This is a genomic window from Allorhizobium sp. Av2 (assembly GCF_021462805.2).
Lineage (GTDB): Bacteria > Pseudomonadota > Alphaproteobacteria > Rhizobiales > Rhizobiaceae > Allorhizobium > Allorhizobium vitis_G.
The window spans coordinates 1-22,903 of record NZ_CP192696.1; the positions used below are offsets into that span (position 1 = coordinate 1).

At 58.1% G+C, this 22,903-nt stretch carries 24 protein-coding genes; 12 read left to right on the plus strand and 12 right to left on the minus strand.

Translation table 11 applies throughout. The features are described from left to right. Complete coding sequence (gene dnaA, locus FS819_RS00005; protein ID WP_156549217.1) at positions 1 to 1,575, plus strand: chromosomal replication initiator protein DnaA; 1,575 nt, start codon at positions 1 to 3, stop codon at positions 1,573 to 1,575. A 194-nt stretch (positions 1,576 to 1,769) separates the two neighbouring features. Continuing rightward, positions 1,770 to 2,687 (plus strand): DMT family transporter, encoded by a 918-nt coding sequence (locus tag FS819_RS00010; RefSeq protein WP_234624714.1) that lies wholly within the window; start codon positions 1,770 to 1,772, stop codon positions 2,685 to 2,687. Between the two features lie 10 nt (positions 2,688 to 2,697). Here the strand turns inward: FS819_RS00010 and FS819_RS00015 are convergent, their stop codons facing one another. From FS819_RS00015 to rph, 5 genes are read right to left on the minus strand one after another with little or no spacing between them, the layout of a single operon-like run. Next, positions 2,698 to 3,438 carry a class I SAM-dependent methyltransferase gene (locus tag FS819_RS00015; protein ID WP_156549219.1) on the minus strand — a complete coding sequence of 247 codons (741 nt, stop codon included), beginning with the start codon at positions 3,436 to 3,438 and terminating at the stop codon, positions 2,698 to 2,700. Positions 3,439 to 3,478: 40 nt separating this feature from the next. After that, positions 3,479 to 4,660, minus strand: a complete 1,182-nt coding sequence (hemW, locus tag FS819_RS00020; RefSeq protein WP_156549221.1) for a radical SAM family heme chaperone HemW — start codon at positions 4,658 to 4,660, stop codon at positions 3,479 to 3,481. 6 nt (positions 4,661 to 4,666) lie between these two features. Continuing rightward, positions 4,667 to 5,311, minus strand: coding sequence for an RdgB/HAM1 family non-canonical purine NTP pyrophosphatase (gene rdgB, locus FS819_RS00025; RefSeq protein WP_156549223.1), 645 nt, complete (start codon positions 5,309 to 5,311; stop codon positions 4,667 to 4,669). 9 nt (positions 5,312 to 5,320) lie between these two features. Continuing rightward, positions 5,321 to 5,737: a VOC family protein gene (locus tag FS819_RS00030; protein ID WP_156549224.1), complete on the minus strand. Its 417-nt coding sequence runs from the start codon at positions 5,735 to 5,737 to the stop codon at positions 5,321 to 5,323. A gap of 13 nt (positions 5,738 to 5,750) precedes the next feature. Beyond that, a complete protein-coding gene (gene rph / locus FS819_RS00035; RefSeq protein WP_060719646.1) occupies positions 5,751 to 6,470 on the minus strand; it encodes a ribonuclease PH in 720 nt (239 codons plus the stop codon). A 287-nt stretch (positions 6,471 to 6,757) separates the two neighbouring features. Here rph and hrcA point away from each other — a divergent pair, with 287 nt between their 5' ends. Both hrcA and grpE read left to right on the plus strand, forming a co-directional pair. After that, a complete protein-coding gene (gene hrcA, locus FS819_RS00040; RefSeq protein WP_012654806.1) occupies positions 6,758 to 7,840 on the plus strand; it encodes a heat-inducible transcriptional repressor HrcA in 1,083 nt (360 codons plus the stop codon). Between the two features lie 99 nt (positions 7,841 to 7,939). Beyond that, positions 7,940 to 8,554, plus strand: coding sequence for a nucleotide exchange factor GrpE (gene grpE / locus FS819_RS00045; RefSeq protein WP_087727102.1), 615 nt, complete (start codon positions 7,940 to 7,942; stop codon positions 8,552 to 8,554). A gap of 305 nt (positions 8,555 to 8,859) precedes the next feature. Here grpE and ptsN read toward each other — a convergent pair whose 3' ends face one another. From ptsN to lptC, 6 genes are all read right to left on the minus strand, one after another. Continuing rightward, complete coding sequence (ptsN, locus tag FS819_RS00050) at positions 8,860 to 9,324, minus strand: PTS IIA-like nitrogen regulatory protein PtsN (RefSeq protein WP_012654808.1); 465 nt, start codon at positions 9,322 to 9,324, stop codon at positions 8,860 to 8,862. Between the two features lie 72 nt (positions 9,325 to 9,396). Then, complete coding sequence (gene hpf, locus FS819_RS00055; protein ID WP_012654809.1) at positions 9,397 to 9,963, minus strand: ribosome hibernation-promoting factor, HPF/YfiA family; 567 nt, start codon at positions 9,961 to 9,963, stop codon at positions 9,397 to 9,399. A gap of 334 nt (positions 9,964 to 10,297) precedes the next feature. Continuing rightward, positions 10,298 to 11,887, minus strand: coding sequence for an RNA polymerase factor sigma-54 (gene rpoN / locus FS819_RS00060; RefSeq protein ID WP_156549226.1), 1,590 nt, complete (start codon positions 11,885 to 11,887; stop codon positions 10,298 to 10,300). Between the two features lie 208 nt (positions 11,888 to 12,095). Further along, positions 12,096 to 12,887, minus strand: a complete 792-nt coding sequence (gene lptB, locus FS819_RS00065; protein ID WP_087727208.1) for an LPS export ABC transporter ATP-binding protein — start codon at positions 12,885 to 12,887, stop codon at positions 12,096 to 12,098. Between the two features lie 29 nt (positions 12,888 to 12,916). Further along, positions 12,917 to 13,480 (minus strand): LptA/OstA family protein, encoded by a 564-nt coding sequence (locus FS819_RS00070; protein ID WP_012654812.1) that lies wholly within the window; start codon positions 13,478 to 13,480, stop codon positions 12,917 to 12,919. Positions 13,481 to 13,489: 9 nt separating this feature from the next. Further along, a complete protein-coding gene (gene lptC / locus FS819_RS00075; RefSeq protein WP_156531321.1) occupies positions 13,490 to 14,155 on the minus strand; it encodes an LPS export ABC transporter periplasmic protein LptC in 666 nt (221 codons plus the stop codon). Positions 14,156 to 14,623: 468 nt separating this feature from the next. Here lptC and FS819_RS00080 point away from each other — a divergent pair, with 468 nt between their 5' ends. From FS819_RS00080 to olsB, 7 genes are all read left to right on the plus strand, one after another. Further along, a complete protein-coding gene (locus FS819_RS00080) occupies positions 14,624 to 14,935 on the plus strand; it encodes an integration host factor subunit beta (RefSeq protein WP_012654814.1) in 312 nt (103 codons plus the stop codon). 237 nt (positions 14,936 to 15,172) lie between these two features. After that, positions 15,173 to 15,520: a LapA family protein gene (locus FS819_RS00085; RefSeq protein WP_041697404.1), complete on the plus strand. Its 348-nt coding sequence runs from the start codon at positions 15,173 to 15,175 to the stop codon at positions 15,518 to 15,520. A 463-nt stretch (positions 15,521 to 15,983) separates the two neighbouring features. Beyond that, positions 15,984 to 17,042 carry a class I SAM-dependent methyltransferase gene (locus tag FS819_RS00090; protein WP_409050037.1) on the plus strand — a complete coding sequence of 353 codons (1,059 nt, stop codon included), beginning with the start codon at positions 15,984 to 15,986 and terminating at the stop codon, positions 17,040 to 17,042. Further along, positions 17,039 to 17,935: a TrmH family RNA methyltransferase gene (locus FS819_RS00095; protein ID WP_156531322.1), complete on the plus strand. Its 897-nt coding sequence runs from the start codon at positions 17,039 to 17,041 to the stop codon at positions 17,933 to 17,935. The genes FS819_RS00090 and FS819_RS00095 overlap by 4 nt, the downstream gene beginning before the upstream one ends. Continuing rightward, the gene (gene lspA, locus FS819_RS00100; protein WP_070163752.1) at positions 17,932 to 18,423 is read left to right on the plus strand and encodes a signal peptidase II; all 492 of its coding nucleotides are present in this window, start codon (positions 17,932 to 17,934) and stop codon (positions 18,421 to 18,423) included. The genes FS819_RS00095 and lspA overlap by 4 nt, the downstream gene beginning before the upstream one ends. Before the next feature lie 425 nt (positions 18,424 to 18,848). Beyond that, positions 18,849 to 20,483 carry a hybrid sensor histidine kinase/response regulator gene (locus FS819_RS00105; RefSeq protein ID WP_156549228.1) on the plus strand — a complete coding sequence of 545 codons (1,635 nt, stop codon included), beginning with the start codon at positions 18,849 to 18,851 and terminating at the stop codon, positions 20,481 to 20,483. Between the two features lie 153 nt (positions 20,484 to 20,636). Then, positions 20,637 to 21,512: a l-ornithine N(alpha)-acyltransferase gene (gene olsB / locus FS819_RS00110; protein ID WP_156549230.1), complete on the plus strand. Its 876-nt coding sequence runs from the start codon at positions 20,637 to 20,639 to the stop codon at positions 21,510 to 21,512. Here olsB and FS819_RS00115 read toward each other — a convergent pair. Further along, positions 21,509 to 21,787, minus strand: coding sequence for a hypothetical protein (locus tag FS819_RS00115; RefSeq protein WP_156549232.1), 279 nt, complete (start codon positions 21,785 to 21,787; stop codon positions 21,509 to 21,511). The two genes, olsB and FS819_RS00115, sit on opposite strands and share 4 nt — an antisense overlap. Positions 21,788 to 21,929: 142 nt before the next feature. Here FS819_RS00115 and FS819_RS00120 point away from each other — a divergent pair, with 142 nt between their 5' ends. Then, on the plus strand, positions 21,930 to 22,889 hold the full coding sequence (locus FS819_RS00120) for a LysR substrate-binding domain-containing protein (RefSeq protein ID WP_156549234.1): 960 nt from the start codon (positions 21,930 to 21,932) through the stop codon (positions 22,887 to 22,889). Positions 22,890 to 22,903: the final 14 nt, after the last annotated feature.

Consider the following 22,903-nt stretch of genomic DNA (forward strand, 5'->3'; position numbering starts at 1 on the left):
ATGCAGATGAAGATGGTAACGGCAAGTGCGGCAGCCAGTGGGGACGAGGCGCGCACGATCGATCAGGCCGTTAGCCCTGACGCGACAGGCGGCCCGAATGCGGTGGTAGACGATACGGTGGCAGGCGATGAAGTTCGATACGATGCGCTTTTTGAGCGGTTCAGTGCCCGGCTGCGAGCCCAGGTCGGCCCGGATGTGTTTGCCAGCTGGTTTGGTCGGTTGAAACTGCATTCCTCTTCGAAGAGCGTTATCCGGCTTAGCGTGCCGACGACCTTCCTGAAGTCCTGGATCAACAATCGTTATCTCGACCTGATTACCTCGATTTTTCAGGCGGAAGATGCCAGCATTCTGAAGATCGAAATCCTGGTGCGCAGCGCCAGCCGCAATAGCCGGGCGCCGGTTGTCGAAGACCGGGCCGTCGAGCCCTCCCTGTCGTCTGCCCAGAAGCGTCAGGTGCCGCAAAGCATTGGCCAGATGGCACCTGCCATCGCCAATGCCGCAGCACCGCAGCGCGCTCCCGTACAGGGACCGTTGTTCGGTTCGCCGCTCGACAGCCGCTATACGTTCGATGGTTTCGTCGAAGGCGCGTCTAACCGGGTGGCGGTTGCCGCCGCCAAGACCATTGCTGAAGCCGGTGCAGGCGCCGTACGCTTCAATCCGTTGTTCATTCATTCGTCGGTCGGTCTGGGCAAGACGCATTTGCTCCAGGCGATCGCCAATGCAGCCATCCATAGCCCTCGGGCTCCGCGCGTTGTCTATCTGACGGCGGAATATTTCATGTGGCGCTTTGCCACCGCCATCCGCGACAACGATGCTCTGACTTTGAAGGACTCGCTGCGCAACATCGACCTGCTGATCATCGACGACATGCAGTTTCTGCAAGGTAAAACCATTCAGCATGAGTTCTGTCACTTGCTGAACATGCTGCTCGACAGCGCCAAGCAGGTTGTCGTGGCTGCCGACCGGGCGCCGTGGGAGCTGGAATCGCTTGATCAGCGCGTTCGCTCGCGTTTGCAAGGTGGCGTTGCCATCGAGATGGAAGCGCCTGATTACGACATGCGCCTCGACATGCTGAAGACAAGGTTGGCGCTCGCCAAGAAAGAAGATCCGAGCCTGGAAATTCCAGCCGAGATCATTGCCCATGTGGCCCGCAATGTCGCCAGTTCTGGCCGCGATCTGGAAGGTGCGTTCAACCAGCTGCTGTTCCGCCGTTCATTCGAAGCCAATATGACCATTGAGCGCGTCGATGAACTGCTGGCCCACTTGGTCGGTGCTGCCGAACAGAAGCGGGTGCGCATTGAAGACATCCAGCGCGTTGTTGCCCGCCATTACAATGTGTCGCGCCAGGAACTGGTTTCCAACCGCCGCACCCGGGTCATCGTCAAGCCGCGCCAGATCGCCATGTATCTGTCCAAGACCCTGACGCCCCGCTCCTTCCCGGAAATCGGCCGTCGTTTCGGTGGCCGCGATCACACCACGGTGCTGCATGCCGTGCGCAAGATTGAGGAATTGATCTCCGGCGACCAGAAATTGTCGCAGGAAATCGAGCTGCTGCGCCGCCTGATCAACGAGTAATCGGATCGTCGCCTCGCTTGGCCCCCCTATGCTTTTTGGAGATCACAGCGCCATTTGTCATCACTGACGAATGGCGCTGTTTTCTTATGATTGACAGAGAGGACTTGGTGGTCAATCTGCAAGAAACGGGTGGCGACCCCGCTTCAAAAGCGCAATAACCATCTTCGATAAAGAGACATGGTGAGAGGCTGGTTATGCAAAAACAGATGGGTGCTCAGGAGTGGGCGATGCTGCTGGTGCTTTCGGTGCTATGGGGCGGCTCCTTTCTGTTCATCGGCATTCTGGTGAAGGTCTGGCCGCCGCTGACCATCGTTACCGCCCGTGTTGCGCTTGCCGCGATGGCGCTGTGGATCATCGTCCGCCTGTCGGGCCAGCCGGTTCCGCGCAGGGCCGAGGTCTGGCTTGCCTTCCTTGGCATGGGCCTTCTCAACAATGTTATTCCCTTCACGCTTATTGTCTGGGGCCAGACCCATATTCCCGTCGGGCTGGCGGCGATTTTCAACGCGACGACGCCACTGTTTGGAGTGATCATCGCGCATTTTCTGACCACCGATGAGAAGCTGACCGCCAACCGGTTGGCTGGCGTGTTGATCGGGGTTGCAGGGGTCGCGGTTATGATCGGTCCCGCCGTGCTCGGACATCTCGGCGCGGATCTCTGGGGCGAGTTGGCCGTGATGCTGGCGGCAGTTTCCTATGCCTTTGCTGGTCTTTTCGGGCGGCGCTTCAAGGCGATGGGATTAGCCCCTCTCTTGCCCGCCGCGGGGCAGGTGACGGCGGCTACGGTTGTCCTTCTGCCGATTACGCTGATGGTCGATGCCCCCTGGACCTTGCCCGTTCCCGGTCTTGATAGCATTGCGGCTCTGCTGGGACTGGCATTGCTATCCACCGCTGTCGGCTATGTGCTGTTTTTCCGGATATTGTCGACGGCTGGTGCCACCAACCTGATGCTGGTCACCATCCTCATTCCCCCCAGCGCCATTCTGCTGGGTGCCTTGGTGCTGGGAGATCAGGTCGCCCCACGCCATCTGGTCGGCATGGTCTTGATTGCGCTCGGACTTGCCGCCATCGATGGCAGGCTATGGCGTCGGCTTCGCCAGCGGGCAGTCGCCTGACAATCTGGCCTCAGACGCTGGCGATGGCAATGATTTCCGGGCTGGTCGGCTCAAAGCTGCGGCCATCCCACCAGCCGAGCATGTCGATGCTCTTGAACCCGGCTGCCTTGAACAGCTGTTCGACCTTGCCGCGACCGGGGAAACGCAGGCAACTGCGACTGATCCGCTGTTCACCTGTCTCCAGCAGCGTGAATGTCGCGTCAAAGGTGACATGCTCCCCTTCGATCCTGTCGACCTGATAGAAAACCTCGACCGGGCCGATACCAGGCACCTGCGCTGTGTTGCGGGTTGTGGCTTCGGTCCATCCTTCCCAGGCGCGCAGCAGCGGGTTGCGGCTCTCGATGATCATCTGTCCACCCGGCGAGAGATGGCGGCGGGCATTGGTGAGCGCCAGAAGGGTTTCTTCATCATCGAGAAAGACCTGAAAGACATGGCCGGTCATGATGATCAGATCGAATTGCTCTCTATCGAGATTGAGATCGAAGGCATTGGCGGCAATCCAGCGCACCAACCCTTCCTTATCTTTGGCTTTTGCCAGAGCCAACATGCCCGGCGCGGGATCGATCCCTGTCACCTGATGGCCGCGTCTTGCCAGCCGGAGCGTCACCGAGCCTGTGCCGCAGCCGATATCGAGAATTCGGCAGGGCGTTTTTGGATAGGCCTCGTAGAAATCCCCGTCTTCGCCATGAATGTTGAAGCTGTCATAGAAAACGGCCATGTCGTACAGCGCAAAGGCATCATCTACGGGCATTGACGCTTCTCCCTCTATCCTTGCGTCTGTTTATGATTGCTCAGCAGGCGAGATCTGCCACGACGGCATCCAGAACCAGCATGCCTTTTGGCGTGCAGCGCAGCCGGGAATTGCCGAGACGTTCGATAAATCCGTGTTCCAGTAAAAATTGTTCGCGGACCGGGTCCGGATCGCGACCGGACAATTGCTGCCAACGGGCGAGATCGACGCCTTCGCGCAGCCTGAGGCCCATCAGCAGCAATTCGTCGGACTGTTCTTCGGAACCCAGCGCGTCCTGGATGACCATGCCGTGGCCGTTCTGTTCGACCGCTGAAAGCCAGGTTTCCGGGTGTTTTTCAGTCGCAGTCGCCAGTTTTTCATGGCCCTGCGTCAGCCGTCCATGGGCGCCAGGGCCAATACCGGCATAATCACCATAGCGCCAATAGGTCAGGTTGTGACGGCTCTCGGCGCCGGGCCGCGCATGGTTGGAAACCTCATAGGCGGGCAGGCCTTCGCGCTCGGTGATCTCCTGCGTCGCCTCATAGAGCTGGGCCGCATGTTCCTCATCGGGTGTAATGATCTTGCCAGCCTTGTGCAGGCCGAAGAATGGCGTGCCTTCCTCGATGGTCAGCTGATAGAGCGACAGATGGTCCACCGCATAGGAAATCGCCAGCTTCAACTCGGCATCCCAATCGGCAATCGTCTGATTGGGACGGGCATAGATCAGGTCGAAGGACATGCGCGGGAAAATCTCGCGTGCCAGCCGGACGGCTTTCAGTGCATCCTCCACCGAATGCATCCGGCCCAGAAATTTCAGATCGGCATCATTGAGCGCTTGCACGCCGAGCGACACCCGGTTGACGCCAGCTGACCGATAGCCCCGAAACCGTTCGGCTTCGACGCTGGTCGGATTGGCTTCCATGGTGATCTCGATGCCACGCGGCACGGTCCAGTAGCGGGCGATTCCGTCCAGGATGGCACCCACCGTGGCCGGGTCCATCAGCGAAGGCGTACCGCCGCCGAGGAAGATGCTGGTAACGGTCTTGGGGCCGCTCATGGCCCGCATCGTCTCCATTTCCTTCAGGAAAGCTGCCGTGAAGCCCGGCTGGTCGACCTTCTGGTGGCGGACATGGCTGTTGAAGTCACAATAGGGGCATTTGGCCGCGCAGAACGGCCAGTGAATATAGATGCCAAAGCCCGGTTCGCCGGTGTCTGGAAGGAGAAGCGACGTTGGCTCGGCCATAAATCCTCAGGCGTTCAGGCAGGTTTCGACGAAAAGCTTAAAAGCGCGCGCCCGGTGCGACAGCGCTTGCGCATCGCCCGGCTTCCATCCGTGTTTTTCTTCCGAGGTCATTTCGCCGAACGTGGTTGAAAATCCGTCTGGTTGGAAGATCGGGTCATAGCCGAAGCCGGATGTGCCGCGGGGCGGCCAGGCGACCACACCTTCCACTTCACCCCGGAAAAACTCGGTATGGCCATCGGGCCAGCCCAGACACAGCACGCTGACGAAACGCGCCGTCCGGCGCTCAGGCGTGGCGGCACCCTTTTCTTGAAGGGCCTGCTCGACCTTTTCCATCGCCATGGCAAAATCGCGGCTGCCATCCTCGCGCTCGGCCCAATTGGCGGTATAGACACCCGGCGCACCATCCAACGCATCGATGACCAGACCGGAATCGTCCGACAGCGCTGGCAGGCCAGAGGCTTTGGCCGAAGCCAGTGCCTTGATCGCAGCGTTTTCCTCGAATGTCGTGCCGGTTTCGTCCGGCTCGATGAAGCCAAGCTCCTTGGCCGATTTGGCCGTAAAACCAAACGGGCCGATCAGGTCGGCAATCTCTGCGATCTTGCCGGCATTGTGGCTGGCAACGACAATGGTTCTGGTATCGAGTTTGCGCATCATCCGATCCTATTCAATCTGCCAAAGCCGGGCTTCGGCGCATTCCAGACTATTGCCCGCTGGGTCGCGGAAATATATTGAACGCGCACCATTCGGCCAGAGAAAATCCGCCTCTATGGCGATGCCATGGCTCAACAACCGTGACGCCATACCATCCATTGCCGCACCGTCCATCCGAAAGCAGGCATGACCTGGCCCGACGGCACCATGGGCTGGCACCGGCAGAGCGTCGGGCTCTGCGGGCTTGATGGTTTCGGCTGCATTAAACAGCAGCAGAACGCCCGGCCCACAGCGCAGGAACACATGACGCCCCGGCTGGCTGATGATCACCTCAAGGCCGAGCAGGCCGGCATAGAAACGCTCTGCCGCGTCGAGATCATCGACATACAGTGAGGTTTCCAGAATGCCTTCAATGCTTGTGGCCATTATGATGCTCTCTTTATCCGGCAATCGCCTGTTTTTGCAGGTCCACCAATTCGGCAATGCCTGTCTGGGCAAGGCCGAGAAGGGTCAGGAATTCTTCCTGGCTGAACGGCTTGCCTTCGGCGGTGCCCTGGATCTCGACAATGCCGCCTGTGCCGGTCATGACGAAATTGGCATCGGTTTCGGCGGCAGAGTCCTCCAGGTAATCCAGGTCAATCACCGGCTGGGCGGCGAAAATACCGCAGGAAATCGCCGCGACATGGTCCTTCAGCACCCGGTCCACCTTGATGATGTTGCGCGATTCCATCCATTTCAGGCAATCGTGCAAGGCAATCCATGCGCCGGTAATCGAGGCTGTGCGGGTGCCGCCATCGGCCTGGATCACATCGCAATCGAGCGAGATCTGCCGTTCGCCTAGGGCTTCCAGATCGACCACGGCGCGCAGTGAACGACCAATCAGCCGTTGGATTTCCTGGGTGCGACCGCTCTGCTTGCCGGAGGACGCTTCACGCTTCATTCGCTCGCCGGTGGCGCGCGGCAGCATGCCGTATTCGGCTGTCACCCAGCCCTTGCCTGTGTTGCGCAGCCAGGGCGGAGTGCGATCTTCGAGGCTTGCCGTGCACAGGACATGGGTATCGCCAAACTTGACGAGACAGGAGCCTTCGGCATGTTTGGAAAAATTGCGCTCGAACGATATCTTGCGCATCTGGTCGGTTTTTCTGCCTGAAGGTCGCATTTCCGTCTCCTCGGTCGAGCAGTCACTGGCTGGCACACCAACCTCTGTCCGCTTATTTTCGTTTCAATGCCCGTCTGGGCCGTTCTGGGCAGATCTGGCCCGGAAATCTGTCCGGGGCATTTCCAGTCCTGCTTGGCGTCCTGGCTGCCTTCTACGAGTGGTTTGACGGTTTTGCAAAGGAAAAGCCGGTATGGTCCGCTCAAACCGGCGCTTCCTCACCAAAAGCCGTTGTGATTGGTCAATCAGCAGCTATATTAAGGATAGGTGCAGCAGCAAACATGAGCGAAATGGGGAAAAACCCAATTACCGCAGGCGATGTGTCAATGGCACTGGATGAGCGATCCAGGGAGATCTTTCGCCGCATTGTCGAGACCTATCTGGAATCCGGTGAACCGCTTGGCTCGCGCAATCTGTCGCGCATTCTGCCGATGTCGCTGTCGCCCGCCTCGGTGCGCAATGTGATGAGCGACCTGGAAGAGCTCGGCCTGATCTATTCCCCCCATATCAGTGCTGGGCGTTTGCCAACCCAGACGGGATTGCGTTTTTTTGTCGATGCTTTCATGCAGGTCGGTCGCTTGTCGGAGCAAGATCGCGGCTCGATCGAACGGCAGATGCGCTCCTCGGAAGACCAGCCGATGGAAACGCTCTATAACGAGGCCAGCCGTATGCTGTCTGGCCTGTCGCGTGGTGCGGGCCTGGTGGTGGCGGCGAAATCCGATCCGGTGCTGAAACACGTCGAATTCATCCGACTGGAGCCGACCAAGGCGCTGGCAGTGCTGGTCGGTGAGTTTAACCAGGTCGAAAACCGGATCATCGAACTCCCGGCGGGCATTACCGCCTCGCAACTGACCGAGGCGGCCAATTTCCTCAATGCGCATCTGTCCGGCCAGACGCTGCATGAAGTGCGCGGCCAGCTGGTGCAGTTGAAGGATCAGGTGGCCAGCGAACTGGATGTTCTCTCCCAGGATCTCGTGCAGCGTGGGCTGGCGGTCTGGTCCGGCGGCGAGGGCGACAAACCGACCCGGTTGATCGTGCGTGGCCGCGCCAATCTGCTGGAAGGTCTGGCGGGCGTCGAGGATGTTGATCGGCTGCGGCTGCTGTTTGATGATCTGGAGCGTAAGGAAAGCCTGATCGAGATCCTCAATCTGGCCGAAAGCGGGCCGGGTGTCAGAATTTTCATCGGTTCGGAGAACAAGCTGTTTTCGCTTTCCGGGTCGTCGCTGATCGTTGCGCCCTACCGCGACGGCGACGACAGGATTGTCGGGGCCGTCGGCGTGATCGGTCCGACCCGCCTCAACTATTCCCGTATCGTGCCGATGGTGGATTATACCGCCCAGGTGATGGCCAAGATGACCCGCAGCGGCCACTGACCTTAGCAACACCACATGAGATCATCACTCGACCCTTGATTTTTTGCCGCCGAACCCTGATATCGGGGCCGGACGAGAAACAGTATTTCGGAGAACGTCATGACCGACGAAACAGCTAAAAACGGACCTGACGCTGCCGCAGACGCGCAGATTGAACCCCAGGTACAGGAAGAGACCAATTCGACCGCTGAGGATGCCGGGCAGGATAATGACCCGACAGCAGCCCTGCAGGCTGAAAATGCGGAGTTGCGTGATCGCTTCCTGCGTCTGGCGGCTGAAATGGACAATCTGCGCCGCCGCACCGAGCGCGATGTCAAGGATGCCAAGTCCTATGCGGTCACCGCTTTTGCCCGTGACATGCTGGCCGTGTCCGACAATCTGCGCCGCGCCATCGACGCTGTCCCTGATGAAGCCAAGGAGGAGGCGCAAGCCGGCCTGACGGCATTGATCGAAGGTGTCGAGATGACCGAGCGGGCGATGCTGTCGACGCTCGAGCGCCACGGTGTCCGCAAGATCGAGCCGGAAGGCCAGAAATTCGATCCGAATTTCCATCAGGCGATGTTCGAAATTCCCAATCCGCAAGTGCCCAACAATACGGTCGTGCAGGTTGTTCAGCCCGGCTATACCATTGGCGATCGGGTGCTGCGTCCGGCTATGGTTGGCGTTGCCAAGGGTGGCCCCAAGGCAGAGGCCGCTCAGTCTGCCGATGCCTAGAGTTTGTCAGGGAAAAGTGGTGTCCGGTTTTCCCGAAAAGGCAAACGAAAACAACAGAATCGAGAGCCTGTCTGGTTCAAATTGAACTACTGCATAATTCTTTAAACCGGGATCGGTTTAAAGAGAAAATTATGCAGCAGATATAAAGCGCTAAAGCGGACCTTTGTGCGCCATATATGATGAGAAGCGCTGTAGGCAGGTTTTCGAGCAAGGCCTGCCCCTTTTCTTTTACAGGAAAAAGAGAAAGCGCTGCGCAGTGATGCGCGGCGCTTTTTGTGTGAAACTATACGTTAAATGAAGAGCGGTCAGGCGGCGTTCGAGGCCTGGTCCTGGTTCAGGAAGGTATAGATGGCGGTGGCGCTGTCGCTGGCGCGCAGCTTGGCAACCAGGTCCTGATCGCGAAGCACGCGGGCGATGCGCGACAAGGCTTTCAAATGATCGGCACCGGCCCCTTCGGGTGCCAGAAGCAGGAAGACCAGATCGACGGGCTGCTCGTCCAGCGCTTCAAAATCGATTGGCGTTTCCAGGCGGGCGAAAACGCCTTGAATGGTGGAAATGCTCGTCAGCTTGCCATGGGGAATGGCAATGCCATTGCCGACACCGGTGGAGCCGAGCTTTTCCCGTTGCAGGATGACGTCGAAGATTTCCCGCTCGGGAATACCGATCAGTTTCGAGGCTTTGGCAGCCAGTTCCTGGAGAAGTTGTTTTTTGGAATTGACCCTGAGGACGGGCAATATCGCATCTTGCTGTAGCAAATCTGCCAAGGCCATTTCGAAAAATCCTTATACCCGCCGACACATGAAAAGGAAAGCGGTGGTCGGCCACCGCTTTCCGAGGGCGTGTCAGCCCTTGATTGCGGCGGAATCGATCCAGCCAATATTACCGTCATTGCGGCGATAGACAATGTTCAACTCGTCCTTGCCAGGGCTGCGGAACAGTACAATGGGCTCATCCGTCATATCCAGCGCCATGACGGCGGTGGCGACAGACATGGTTTTGACCTTCTTGGTGCTTTCGGCCACGATGGTCGGGGCAAAATCCTCTGGCACATCCTCATCTTCTTCAGAAACCGGGTCCATGACCGTGTAGCTGATTTCGAAGTTGTTGGTTGGGATATGGTGATCCTTCAGCTTGCGCTTGTAGCGCCGCAGGCGCTTTTCGATCCGCTCTGCGGCGGTGTCGAAGGCGACTTGCGGATCGACGGCAGTGCCGGTTGCATGCAGGTTTATACCGGTATCGAGGTGCAGGGCGCAGTCTGCGGAAAACCGCGAGGCTGATTTTGTCACCGTGACCTGACTGGAATACCCTCCGTCAAAGTATTTGCTTACGGCGTCAGTGATCTGGACTTCTATCCGTTGCCGGAAAGATTCGCCGATTTCCATATGTTTGCCGGTTACGCGTACACTCATGGAGTTTCCCTTCTTATCGTGATTTGCAGGGGGAGTTTACGCCAAGCGCGGGGCGCATCCAAGCGTTTCCATAGTCCAAGATAAAAGCTCGGCCATATGCCGGGGCAATTTATCCTATCGGGCCGGGCCAAAGCGGAGCGTCTGTCCGTTCAGGCCTGGAACAACCCGCATGTCAAGGGCGGACTGGGGTGAAAAAATTGCGCAGGATAAGACTAAGTCTCTGATTTTGTACATGTCACTATCCCAAAATCGTTCCCGTGTTTTGGCGGTATCCTCTAATTGGCGCGGGCGCCAATGTCAATGTTTTGTTAAGGATTATTGCAAAGAGCTGATCTCAGCCCGGGTTCCGCGCCAGGGCGCGCTTTTCCCGGCGCCTCTGGACGGAGGAGGCGATGTTCATTGCTTCGCGATATTTGGCAACCGTGCGGCGGGCAAGCTCGACGCCGCCGTTTTTCAGGCTTTCGACAATATCGTCGTCTGAGAGGATATTCTCAGGGCTTTCTTGAGCAATCAACATGCGGATACGATGACGAACGGCCTCAGCCGAATGGCTGTCTCCGCCTTCTGCCGAGCCAATGGAGACGCTGAAGAAATATTTCAGCTCGAACAGCCCACGTGGTGTCAGCATATATTTGTTGGATGTGACGCGGCTGACGGTGGACTCGTGCATTTTGATGGCGTCGGCCACCGTCTTCAGGTTCAGCGGACGCAAATGATCGACCCCATGGCGCAGGAAGGCGTCCTGCTGGCGAATGATTTCGGTCGCCACCTTCATGATGGTTTTGGCGCGCTGATCGAGGCTGCGGGTCAGCCAATTGGCGGTTTGCAGGCAATCCGTCAAAAAGGCCTGCTCGCCCTCGGCCTTGCTCTGCCCGGTCTTGCCATTGCCGTTTTGGCCATTGGCAGTCTTCATGGCGCCTTCTCGCAGGCTGCTGCGGCGGATCTCGGTGAAATAGGCATTGTTGACCAGCACGCGCGGCAGGGTTTCCGCATTCAACTCCACCAGCCAGCCACCTTCGAGCGAGGGCGCCACCAGAATATCGGGCACGACTGTTTCCAGTGCATCGGTTTCGAAACCAGCGCCGGGCTTGGGATTAAGCTTGCGGATTTCGGCCAGCATATCGAGCAGGTCTTCCTCATCCACGCCGCATAACCGCTTCAGGCTCGCAAAGTCACGCTTTGCCAGATAATCCAGATTGCCGATCAATGCGGCCATGGCCGGATCCAGCCGGTCGCGCTGGCGCAGTTGAATGGCCAGGCATTCGCCAAGATTGCGCGCAAACAGGCCGGCGGGCTCCATGGTCTGAAGGGCTGCCAGAATCCGTTCCATATCGTCTCGGGACGCCCCCATCTGCTTGGCGACCTCATCCAGGTCGGCACGCAGATATCCGGCCTCGTCCAGCTGGTCGATCAGGGCCAGCGCAATCATCCGATCCGATGCGGACGAGAGCACAAAAGGCAATTGCTGGCCGAGGTGGTCGCGCAGCGAGACCTTGCCAGCGACGAAATCATCCAGGTCATAGCCCTCGCCATCTCCCTGGGCGCCGGGCATCGATTTCCACTGGCCGAGCATTTCGGGTGCATCGGTCTTCGGGTTGGCGCCATCATCGGAAAAGGCTGTGCCGAAATTGGCGTCCAGCCGCTCGTTCAGATCGCCATCGCCACCATGTTCATACCAGTCACTCTGCAATGTATCGGAGGGGGCTGGTGCTGGCGGGGCTTCGCTATCCGTGCCTGGTTCGCTGCTGCCTGTTCCTTCGTCATTTGGCGCAAATTCAAGCAGTGGATTCTTCTCGACCTCTTGCGCAATGAATTGCACAAGCTCGAAATGGGTCATTTGGAGCAGCTGAATCGATTGCATCAGCTGCGGCGTCATCACCAGCGACTGGTTTTGGCGAAGGAAAAGATTGGCTGATAGGGCCATGGCGGACGAAAAACTCCCCTACTATTCCCTCTCGGACCCCTTTTGTTCCTGTTTTGGATTTTCCGAAGTTCCAAGTGGCCCAAAAATTGCTTTTTTATAAGGTTTGGTCAAGCCGCAGAGCGGCTTCCGACGCAAATAACCTGAAAACGCGAGGCTCTTTGCGGCACAGATGCCGTTTTCAATACGGCATCCCATCGAATTGCGCGTATTAGAGGCTGAATTTCTCGCCAAGATAGAGGCGTCGTACATCGGGATTGTTGACGATGTCGTCGGCCCGCCCGTGCGTCAGCACTTCACCGGCGTGGATGATATAGGCACGGTCGATCAGTCCGAGCGTTTCTCGAACGTTATGATCGGTGATCAGCACACCGATCCCGCGTGCCGTCAGATGCCGCACGAGGTTCTGGATATCAGACACGGAAATCGGGTCGACACCGGCGAAAGGCTCATCCAGAAGCATGAAGGTCGGATCGGTTGCCAGTGCCCGGGCGATTTCCAGGCGCCGCCGTTCGCCGCCCGACAAGGAGACGGCTGCCGCCTTGCGCAGTTTCTCGATGTTGAATTCGGCAAGCAGCTCGTTCAGCTTCTGCTCGCGCTTGGTCTTGTCGCTCTCGTGCAGTTCCAGAACGGCGCGGATATTGTCCTCGACCGACAGGCCCCGGAAAATCGAGGCTTCCTGCGGCAGATAGCCGACGCCCAGCCGTGAGCGGCGGTACATCGGCATCGAGGTCACGTCATTGCCGTTAATGGCGATCGTGCCCATATCCACCGGCACGAGGCCGGTGATCATGTAGAAACAGGTGGTCTTGCCTGCGCCATTTGGCCCGAGAAGGCCGACAGCCTCGCCCCTGCGCACGACGAGCGATGCGCCATTGACCACGCGGCGGGTATTATAGGTTTTCGTCAGCCCATGGGCGATCAGCGTACCTTCGTACCTGTTCTTCTCGCGTGCTGCGTCTGATGGCGCGGCGGCATTCGCGTCCTGTTGCTTGGATGTCAAACCGGGAACTTTCACGTCTGCGTTCGCAATCAGGGTTTCTGCTTGGACTTGGGATCCAGCTGGATTTGCACGCGCTTGCCACAACTGTCGAGCTTGGCTTCGCCCGTCGTCATATGGACGGTGAGCTTGCAGCCGACGAACACATTGCCGCCTTCCGACAGCACGACCTTGTCGCCATCCAGCGTAAAGATCTGGGTGTTCATGTCGAAATGGCCCTTGTCGGCCGTGGCCTGCTGGGTTTCGGTATTGAGAATGACGTTATCGGCCACATCGATCGTGTCGATCTTGGCGTCGCCGCTGGTCACAGCCGCGCCCTGGCCCTTGTATTTCACCACCATCGTGCCGGAACGCATCGTGGTGGTGCCCTGAACCACCTTCACATTGCCGTTGAAATTGGCTTTGTTCTCTTGCTGATGCACTTCCAATGCATCGCTTTCGATCTGGATCGGCTTGTCGCCGGACAGTTTCAGACTGTTCATGTTGCTGGTAGCGGACTGGGCAAACGCGCCGGTTGCGGCTGCGGTCGCGACAAGGCCTGCGGTCAGCGTGGCGCAAGCAACGCGGAAGGAAAGGCGACGGTGGCTGTGCGTCATGATCTGTTCTCAGTTGCCCGGTTTCTGCAGGGCGGTCGGTGCGATATTCAATCGGACCGCGCCCGTCAGCGTGATTGTCTGTCCCTTATCGGTCATATCCATCGACTGTGCAACGATTGATGACTCTTTCGTCTTGATGGAGACCGGTTGATTTGTCTTAAGCTTTCCCGCTTTCACGTCAAGATCGGCGGATTGAAACTCTGCGTCCACACCGCTGGAGAGATGGATCGTGAAGGGTCTGTCCAGCACCATCTTGTCGGAAGAGCGGTCATAGGTGCCCCTTTGTGCCTTGATATCGGCGGAGGTGTCATCATTGACCGGCATGGTCGCTGTAATCGTTTCCAGCGTGATGAGGTTGGGGTTCTTGATATCTTGCAGCGCCCGCACGGCATTCATCGAATAGGGCGCGCCGTTTGAATTGCGTCCGGATATGGCTGGCTTGGCCATGACGACCTTGCCATCCTCGATCTTGGCGCCCTCGATCTTGATGTTGTCGGGCAGGTAAGCCCTGACGACGGAGACAGCAACAAAGCCAAGCGAGAGCACGACCGCTAAAGCCGGCAAGGCGATGCGCAGCCGCCTGACTCGATGCGAGTGACCGACCGCCTTGCGATAGGAGGTATCGGGGGCAGGTGGGCGCGGCTCTAGGGCACCTTTATCTAAACGCTTGAGCATGCTCGATAATCCGTAGAGCCGATCGGTTATTTTGTCACCCGTCTTCCGGGTGAACCGCTTCCAGCTACCATTCAAGACAGTTACTGGCTGGAAATATGGATTTTTTCAAGTCTGTTACAAGCTTTCCGCCTGCGGCTTTTTGTGGGGGAGCGGTGCTATCCCTCGTCTTTTGTCAATGCTCGACCCGCAGCAGACTGCGTGCCACTATCTGTCTCGTGCATGCTGGATGCTATGATGACAGGTTATTTTTCGGTTGTATTTGTCGATTTTACAATCCGAATTGACTCGCATTGGACCGTGGATATGAAATCGTCAGCGACATGTGGGCTTAAGCGATTGATTAATCCAATTTTTTATGGTGTTTTACACCCCGAACAAGCTGGCGGTCATTGCTCTGCCGCTTTTACGGCGGGCTGGGGCCCGCGAACTGATTATCAGTGAACTGTCTAGACCGAACAGGGGGTTAACGTGATCAAATCCGAGCTGGTGCAAATCGTTGCGGCCCGCAATCCGCATCTTTATCACCGCGACGTGGAAAACATCGTCAACGCCGTTCTGGATGAAATCACCGATGCGCTCGCGTCCGGCAATCGTGTCGAATTGCGGGGCTTCGGCGCTTTTTCGGTGAAAAACCGCCCGTCGCGGACCGGACGCAATCCCCGCACGGGGGATACGGTTTTCGTCGAGGAAAAATGGGTGCCGTTTTTCAAGACCGGCAAGGAATTGCGCGAGCGCCTCAATCCCGGCATGGACGACGAGGATGACGGCGACGCCGACTGATCGGATCTTCAGTCGTTCGGCGTTGCATTCCGGCGTGTCGTGACCCTGCAAATGATATCGGGCGAATTATCCGGGTCGGCCTTGCATGAGCCCGGCCCCTTTCCATATGATGACGCAATTCGTGGTGAAGAGGCCGTTAGACTGTGAGTTGCAGGGTTGTCGGTTTTTTGTCGTGATGACAGTAATCGGCAACGTTAAAACCCGGCTGCGGCAAGATCCGGCAGGAGATGCGTGATGGTGGTCAAAAAGATTTTCAATATCGTCATTCTGGTGCCGTTGGCGGTGGTGCTGATCGTGCTGTGTGTCGCCAATCGGCAATGGGTAACGCTGGCGCTCAATCCATTCCGCCCTGATGATCAGATGCTGTCGGCAGGCGCGCCCTTCTTCGTCTTCCTGCTGATCACTTTTTTGCTTGGCGCCTTGGCAGGCAGTTTTGCCACTTGGCTGACCCAGGGCAAGCACCGCAAGCGCGCCCGGCATGAGGCACGTGCTGCGGTAAAATGGCGTGGCGAGGCCGATCAGCAGAAGAAGCGAGCCGAGCAGATCGCGGCATCCGGTCACGTGAGCCAGTTGCCATCGCCTTGACGGTTGCCGGAACTTAAGCTGCTCGCTACCCTTTTCTCCGCGGCGTTTGAATGATAAAGGCCCGCTGCCTTGGCCACGCAGGATTTATGTTTTCGATTTTGAGCATAATTTGCGCGGGCAACCTACCGCATAATTCCTTGGATCGGACCCGATGTGAGGAATTATGACTATAGCCAATACCATGCCTGAACCGGAGACGGCCAGGAGACCATGCCGTCGTTATGAAGCGTTACCATAGAACCGGGCGTGCAATTGTAAGCTCGTCGTGGGTTCAGGGCGCTGTCATCGGAAAGCCGAGCCGATTGTGAAAGACAAATCCCGCCGACCACCCAGCAAGAGCGCTCCCGGCACGGCGTCCGCCGGCAAGGGGCGTTCTTCCTCTCGCCCCGCCGCATCTCTCCCAGCCAAGTCTCAGCCCGATCGCAATGGGGGAAGCCCTTATCGTGGTACCGGGCAAAAACCGGTGCGCAGCCAGGCAGGCGCAGATGCTAGGGAAACGGCAAGGGTTTCCGCACCATCGCCCCGCATGGAAAAAGATCCTGTGCAGGATTCGGCAACACCCGCCAATGCGCCATTGGCGCTTCGCCCAGGCCCGCTGCCCCGCGAGAAGCTGCCGCTCATTCTGGAATCGATGGGGGCTGGCGATTTTCACCTGATCGACAGTGGTCATGGTCTGAAACTCGAACAATACGGCCCCTATCGGATCGTGCGCCCCGAAGCACAGGCTCTCTGGCCGCCGGGCCTTGCTCCGCATGTCTGGGAAAAAGCCGATGCGGTGTTTTCCGGCGATACCGACGAGGATGGCATGGGCCGCTGGCGCTTTCCCCGCGAGGCGCTGGGCGAAACCTGGCCGCTTTCGCTGTTGGGCGTCGATTTTCTCGGGCGCTTCACGTCCTTTCGCCATGTCGGCGTCTTTCCCGAACAGATCGCCCATTGGACCTGGATGAAAGACCGGGTTGAGAAAGCAAAGATCGCGAACGCAGAGCGGCCATTGAGAGTGCTCAATCTTTTCGGCTATACCGGCGTGGCCTCACTGGTTGCGGCGGCTGCTGGTGCGGAAGTCACCCATGTGGATGCATCGAAGAAGGCAATCGGTTGGGCGCGGGAAAACCAGGCGCTCAGCCGTCTCGACCGGGCTCCGATCCGCTGGATCTGCGATGACGCAATGAAATTTATCCAGCGGGAAGAGCGGCGCGGCAGCCAGTATGACATCATCCTCACCGACCCGCCAAAATTTGGCCGAGGTCCGAATGGCGAGGTCTGGCATCTGTTCGAGCATTTGCCGCTGATGCTGTCGCTGTGCCGGGAAATCCTGTCGCCCAAGGCCGAAGGCCTGGTGCTGACGGCCTATTCAATCCGCGCCAGCTTCTACGCTATCCATGAATTGATGCGCGAGACCATGCGCGGCAAGGGCGGTCTGGTCGAATCCGGCGAACTGGTCCTGCGTGAGGCAGGTCTGGATGGCAAGACACCTGGGCGGGCCTTGTCCACGTCGCTGTTCAGCAGATGGGTTCCAAAATGAGTAACGGGTTCAAGGATGGCGCTTCCGGTTTTGCGGCTAGCTCCGCGGAAAGAGGCGTGCAGGGCAAGGTTGGGCAGGTGAAGGAAGTCACCAGCCTCGCCAATCCGATCGTCAAGGATATCAAGGCGCTTTCCCAGAAAAAGACCCGCGACGAGACGCGGACGTTTCTGGCCGAAGGCCTGAAGCTGGTGATCGATGCGGTGGAGCTCGGCTGGAGCCTGCGCTACCTGATCTATTCCAAGGCTGCCAAGGGCAAGCCGCAGGTGGAACGGATCGCGGCGCGCACCGTTGCCCATGGCGGCATGGTGCTGGAGGTCAGCGAAAAGGTCATGGCCTCCATTACCCGCAAAGACAATCCGCAAATGGTGGCGGGTGTGTTCGATCAGCGCTGGAAGGCGCTGAAGGATGTCAGCCTGACGGAGCGGGAAACCTGGGTGGCGCTCGACCGGGTGCGCGATCCCGGCAATCTCGGCACGATTATCCGCACTGCCGATGCAGCGGGTGCCTCTGGTGTCATGCTGATTGGTGACAGCACCGATCCCTTCGCCATGGAGACGGTGCGTGCTACGATGGGGTCGATTTTCGCGCTGCCGCTGGTCAAGACCACCGTTGCTGATTTTCTCGGCTGGAAGACCAAGGCTGGCGTCAGCGTCGTCGCCACCCATCTGGCTGGCGCGGTGGATTACCGTACCGTGGATTACAAGCGCCGCCCGGTCGTGGTGCTGATGGGCAATGAGCAATCCGGCCTGCCGGAGGAATTGGCCAGCCGGGCCGATATGCTGGCGCGCATCCCCCAGGCCGGATTGGCCGATTCCCTCAATCTCGCTGTGGCGACTGGCGTCATGCTGTTTGAAGCCCGTCGCCATCTTCTCACCCTCGACGAGGCCAAATGACCCGTTCCGCTGCCTTGTTTTGTCGCCCGGTTCCGGCAATCCTGTTCATCCTGGCGCTGCTGATCCTGGACCAGGCGATCAAATATGCGGTCGAGGTCAGCTTGCCCATGCATGAACTCGTGCCTGTTGTGCCGATGCTTGGCCTGTTTCGCACCCACAATCTCGGCGTTGCCTTTTCCATGCTTTCACATCTCGATGCCTGGGTCATCGTCGTCATGCGGCTTGCCATCGTCGCTTTTGTCGCCTGGCTCTGGCGCCAGACCAGCCGCGATCATCAGTTTGCGCATCTGGGCTATTGCCTGATCATTGCCGGCGCTTTCGGTAATATCATCGACCGCTTCACCTATGGCTATGTGGTGGACTATATTCTGTTTCATACCGAGACATGGTCGTTTGCGGTCTTCAACCTGGCCGATAGCTTGATTACGATCGGGGCCGGCTTCATCCTGCTGGAAGAACTGCTGGTTTTGCGCCGCTCAAAAGGGTAGAGGCGAAATTTCCCGCTCGGCCACGCCGAACTAGTGATGGAAATTTTCCCTAAAAGGTGTAGCATGGCTTGAAACAGGATTGCTCACATGCTGTGAGCCGCTCGCCCCAAGCGGTTTTTTTCACACGGCATTGAGGGTCGGTTTACCGAGATTGAACGTGGTCTGCCGACCGTAACAAAACATTGACGGGGCTTTGCTACCGCATAATTCATCAAATCGGCCTTGGTTTAATGAGAGAGTTATGCAGCGGATTTGAAGCACCATAGCGTACCTGACGTCTTTTGCAGGATGCTGGTGGTGTGGCCAGATAAATGTCGTGATCTTGGTGGGAGCACCGGATGGCGGATGATGGAAAACACCGAAACAGGTGGGTTTCGCCTCCTCTTCCGAAAGGCTTTGCCGGACAGCTGCCGGAGTAGGCGCAGATGCTATCGAAGACGCAGAGCCCTGTCCCCCCATCCATCGCGAGTGCGGAACTGGTGCGCACGCGTCTGCTTGCCACCGTCAGCCATGAAATGCGCACGCCGCTGAACGGCATTCTCGGCATGAGCCATCTGCTGGGCCGGACCGATCTGTCGCCAGAGCAGCGCAATTATCTTTCCGGCATCGTACAAGCGGGCGAATCCCTGCAACAATTGATTGCCGATCTTCTTGATTACACGACGCTTGAAACTGGCCATTTCGAACTTCACAATCAACGTGTTTCCCCCAGACGTCTGATCGAAGGCGTGGTCGAGATGTTGTCGCCACGCGCCCATGCCAAGGGCATCGAGATCGCCGCGACGACACAGTCCGGGGTTCCCGAGGAAGTCGATATCGATGTCGCCCGGCTGCGCCAGGTGCTGTTCAATGTGATCGGCAATGCGGTGAAATTCACCGTCGAGGGCGGTGTGCTCGTCTCGGCTAGCTGCATTGGCGACGAATTGGTGGTGCGGGTCCGCGACACCGGTCCTGGCATGACGGAGGAGGAACGCACCCGGCTGTTCGTGGAGTTTTCGCAAGGCGGAGATCCAGTGCAGCGCAGTGGCGGCACGGGCCTTGGCCTGTTCATCTCCCAGCGGTTGATGATGGCGCTTGGCGGTTCTCTGTCGATTATTGAAACCGTGCGCGGACGGGGAACGTCCTTCGAGATCCGCTTGCCAACCAAGGCGATTGCGCAGGATCGCACCGTTTCTCAGCGACAGTCGCTGTTATCAGGGTCCAGCGTCCTGCTGTTGGCCCCAGATGGCCCGGCGGCTGAAGGCGCGTCCATGACCATTCGCACGCTTGGCGGGTTTTGCCATTGGGCAAAGAAAACCGAAGAGGCGCTTGACCTTTTGGATCGGGTCGAGAGGCAGGATGCGATGCTGACGGATCTGATCGTCGATCATCGCTGCATTTCCGATTACGATGCCAATCTTGCCAGACGGCTGTCCGGTCTGGGAAAAATTCGACGCATCTATCTGGTCAATCCGGAAGAGCGGCCTGTGCGGCCGCTGACCGGTTTCGATGCCTGGCTGATCCGTCCGCTGCGTGAGCAAACCTTGAGCGATGTGCTGCGGGGGCTGATGAGTGGCGTGGATGCGGCCCATGTCGATGTACAGGATACCGATGTCTCCCATGCAGGTGTCCTGCTTTCGGGAGAAGGCATGGAGCCGGGCAAACAGGTCCCGGACGTGCTGAATGTTCTGGTTGGAGAGGACGATTTCGTCAATGCAACCCTGCTGCGGGCCGTTTTGCAGAAAGCTGGCCATATGGTCGGCGTGGTCAATGATTTCGATGCCCTGCGGCGTGAAGTGGCTTTGGAAGAGGCGGTCAAACTGGACCTGATCATTACCGATCTCGGCATGCCCGGCGGTGATGGCAGCTCAGTTCTGCGCTATGTGCGGATGATCGAGCAATTGAAACGCCGCCCGCGCTGCCCCATCCTAGTCTTGACCGGTGATCTCAGGGATGCCGCCCGAGCCGAGGCGCTGACCAGTGGCGCGGATCTGGTCTTGCAGAAGCCTGTCAATCCCGAGCGCCTGCTGAATGAAATTGCCTCGTTGATGAAAACACATCGTACAAGACTGTACGGCTAGATTCCGGGAAAGTTTCCTATTATTATCTTGGAGTATCCATTGATTTTATGGGAAAAATCGCCATAAAAACTGCAATCAGCGTATCCTGTGTCAACATCTTGTCGCATATCCGTGTTTAACAGGTCTTGTTTGAACAAAGCCGGATGAACCGCCATGACAGTCGAACTCCTTGATCGTGCAGTCACACCTGAAACGGAGCGTTCCTCCGGTACGGTTTCCGGCCCTGCTGGCGATGTACTGGGCCGGATCGGTACGCTGGAAACCAGGCTTGCCCGCAACGCACGCGAGATCGATGCGGCCCAGGCGGTGCGCTACCGGGTGTTCGTCGAAGAGATGAATGCTATGTTGCCGCCCGATGCCATGCGGCAGAAGCGCGATATCGATGTGTTCGATGAAATCTGCGATCATCTTCTGGTTCTAGACCACGCCATTGAAGGTGATCCGGAAGATCAGATCGTCGGCACCTATCGGCTGCTGCGTCATGAAGTGGCGCTGGCCAATTTCGGCTTCTATTCCGCCTCGGAATTTGCGCTGGACGATCTCATCGCCCGCCATCCCGACAAGCGCTTCATGGAGCTTGGCCGTTCCTGTGTCCTGCCGAATTATCGCACCAAGCGGACGGTAGAATTGCTCTGGCAGGGAAACTGGGCCTACGCGCTGCGCCACAATATGAGCGCCATGATCGGCTGCGCCTCTTTTCCAGGCGTGCAGCCGGAACAGCATGCGCTGGCTCTGTCCTTTCTGGCGCAGAATGCCGAAGCCCGCGGCGAATGGGCGGTTCGTGCCCGCCCGGAACTGTTTTGCCCCATGGACTTGATGCCATCCGAAATCGTCAATGCCCGCAAGGCGCTGTCCGCCATGCCGCCGCTAGTCAAGGGTTATCTGCGTCTCGGCGCGATGATCGGTACCGGTGCCGTGGTCGACCATGCCTTCAACACCACCGATGTGCTGATCGTTCTGCCGATCACCAGCATTTCCGATCGCTACGTGAATTATTACGGTGCCGATGCCGGGCGGTTTGCGAGCTAGGTTATATCAGGAAAGCCGAAGCCCTGCTTTCTCGAAAAGATCGCTTTCAGTAAAGAAAGCTGGGAACTGTCCGGTTCAGGTTGAACATGGCGATTTCTGTCGAAGGTGTCTGTTTGCTGAAACGCAGGACGCTGTAGATTTTGCCAGCCGTTGATCGTTTGGCATTTCCATTGGTTGCTCGGGCGGGATGACGAGGTCGGCCAATTGCCGTTGCGATAGACCCACCAAATCTGGATGCAGAAGTGGATCTTTGCTCGCGGCGTAATTGCAGGCATCCGAAGATCCTGACCTTGAGAAAAACCTCCAGATAATCTTCATGGTTACATCCTTTACCGTGCTGTATCAGGCCTTCAAAGGCTAGAGAGTTCTCTGCTATCGGCAATTGAGATTTTTGGGCGGTGCCTATAGATTTCCTGGATGAGCAAACTCAATTTGGTGCATCTCAATGGATTGCGGGCCGTGGAGGCTGTTGGTCGGCTAGGCTCTCTGCAAGCGGCTGCCAGCGAACTTGGCGTTTCGATCGGTGCCATCAGCCAGCAGGTCATCAAGGCTGAGCAGCAGTTGCAATTGCAATTATTCGAGCGAACCAGCCGCGGCATGGTGCCGACAGATGTGGCTGAGCCGGTGCTTGACCGTTTGAGTGCGGGCTTTCGGCATTTGTCGGGGGCAGTGGCGCTTGCGCTGAAGAGCGATGATACGGTTTTAACGATTTCGGTGGCGCCGGTCTTTGCTGCACGCTGGTTGGTGCATCGCATTGGTGCGTTTTCAGAGCGGTTTCCGACGATCCGTCTTAGAATGGAGGCAAGCGACCGGTTAATCGATCCATCAAGCTCCGATGTCGATCTGTGTATTCGGGTCGGGCGTGGTGACTGGCCCGGTGTACGGGCCGAGTTACTGCTGGAACAGAAGGTTTTTCCGGTCTGCACACCTGCCATGGCAAAGCGCCTGCAATCACCAGCCGATCTCCTGGACTTGCCGATTGTGGAAGATGGCCGGGCGATGTTCAGTTGGGATGTATGGCTGGCCGCTGCCGGACTTCCCGGACGAACTGTCCGCACACGGCACGTCTTTAGCGAAGCCTCTCTATGCTTGGACGCTGCACTGGCTGGGCAAGGCATCTTGCTGGCCTGGCAGACGATTGCTTCGCAGCAATTACAGCAGGGGCAGTTGGTGGCGCCCTTCGGGCCGGCAGTGCCGACAGGGCTTGCCCATTATTTTGTCAGCCCAGAAGGCGCGCGCCGCAATGACAAGGTCGATGCCTTCAAGCGGTGGCTGCGCGGTGAGCTTCACGAGGATATGACCCGTCTCGCCAAGGCAATTCCTTTTCTAGGCGGCCCTTTTCTGAAAGGCCCATGTCTGAAAGGCGAGTGCGGTTGATCTTTGTGCGACCG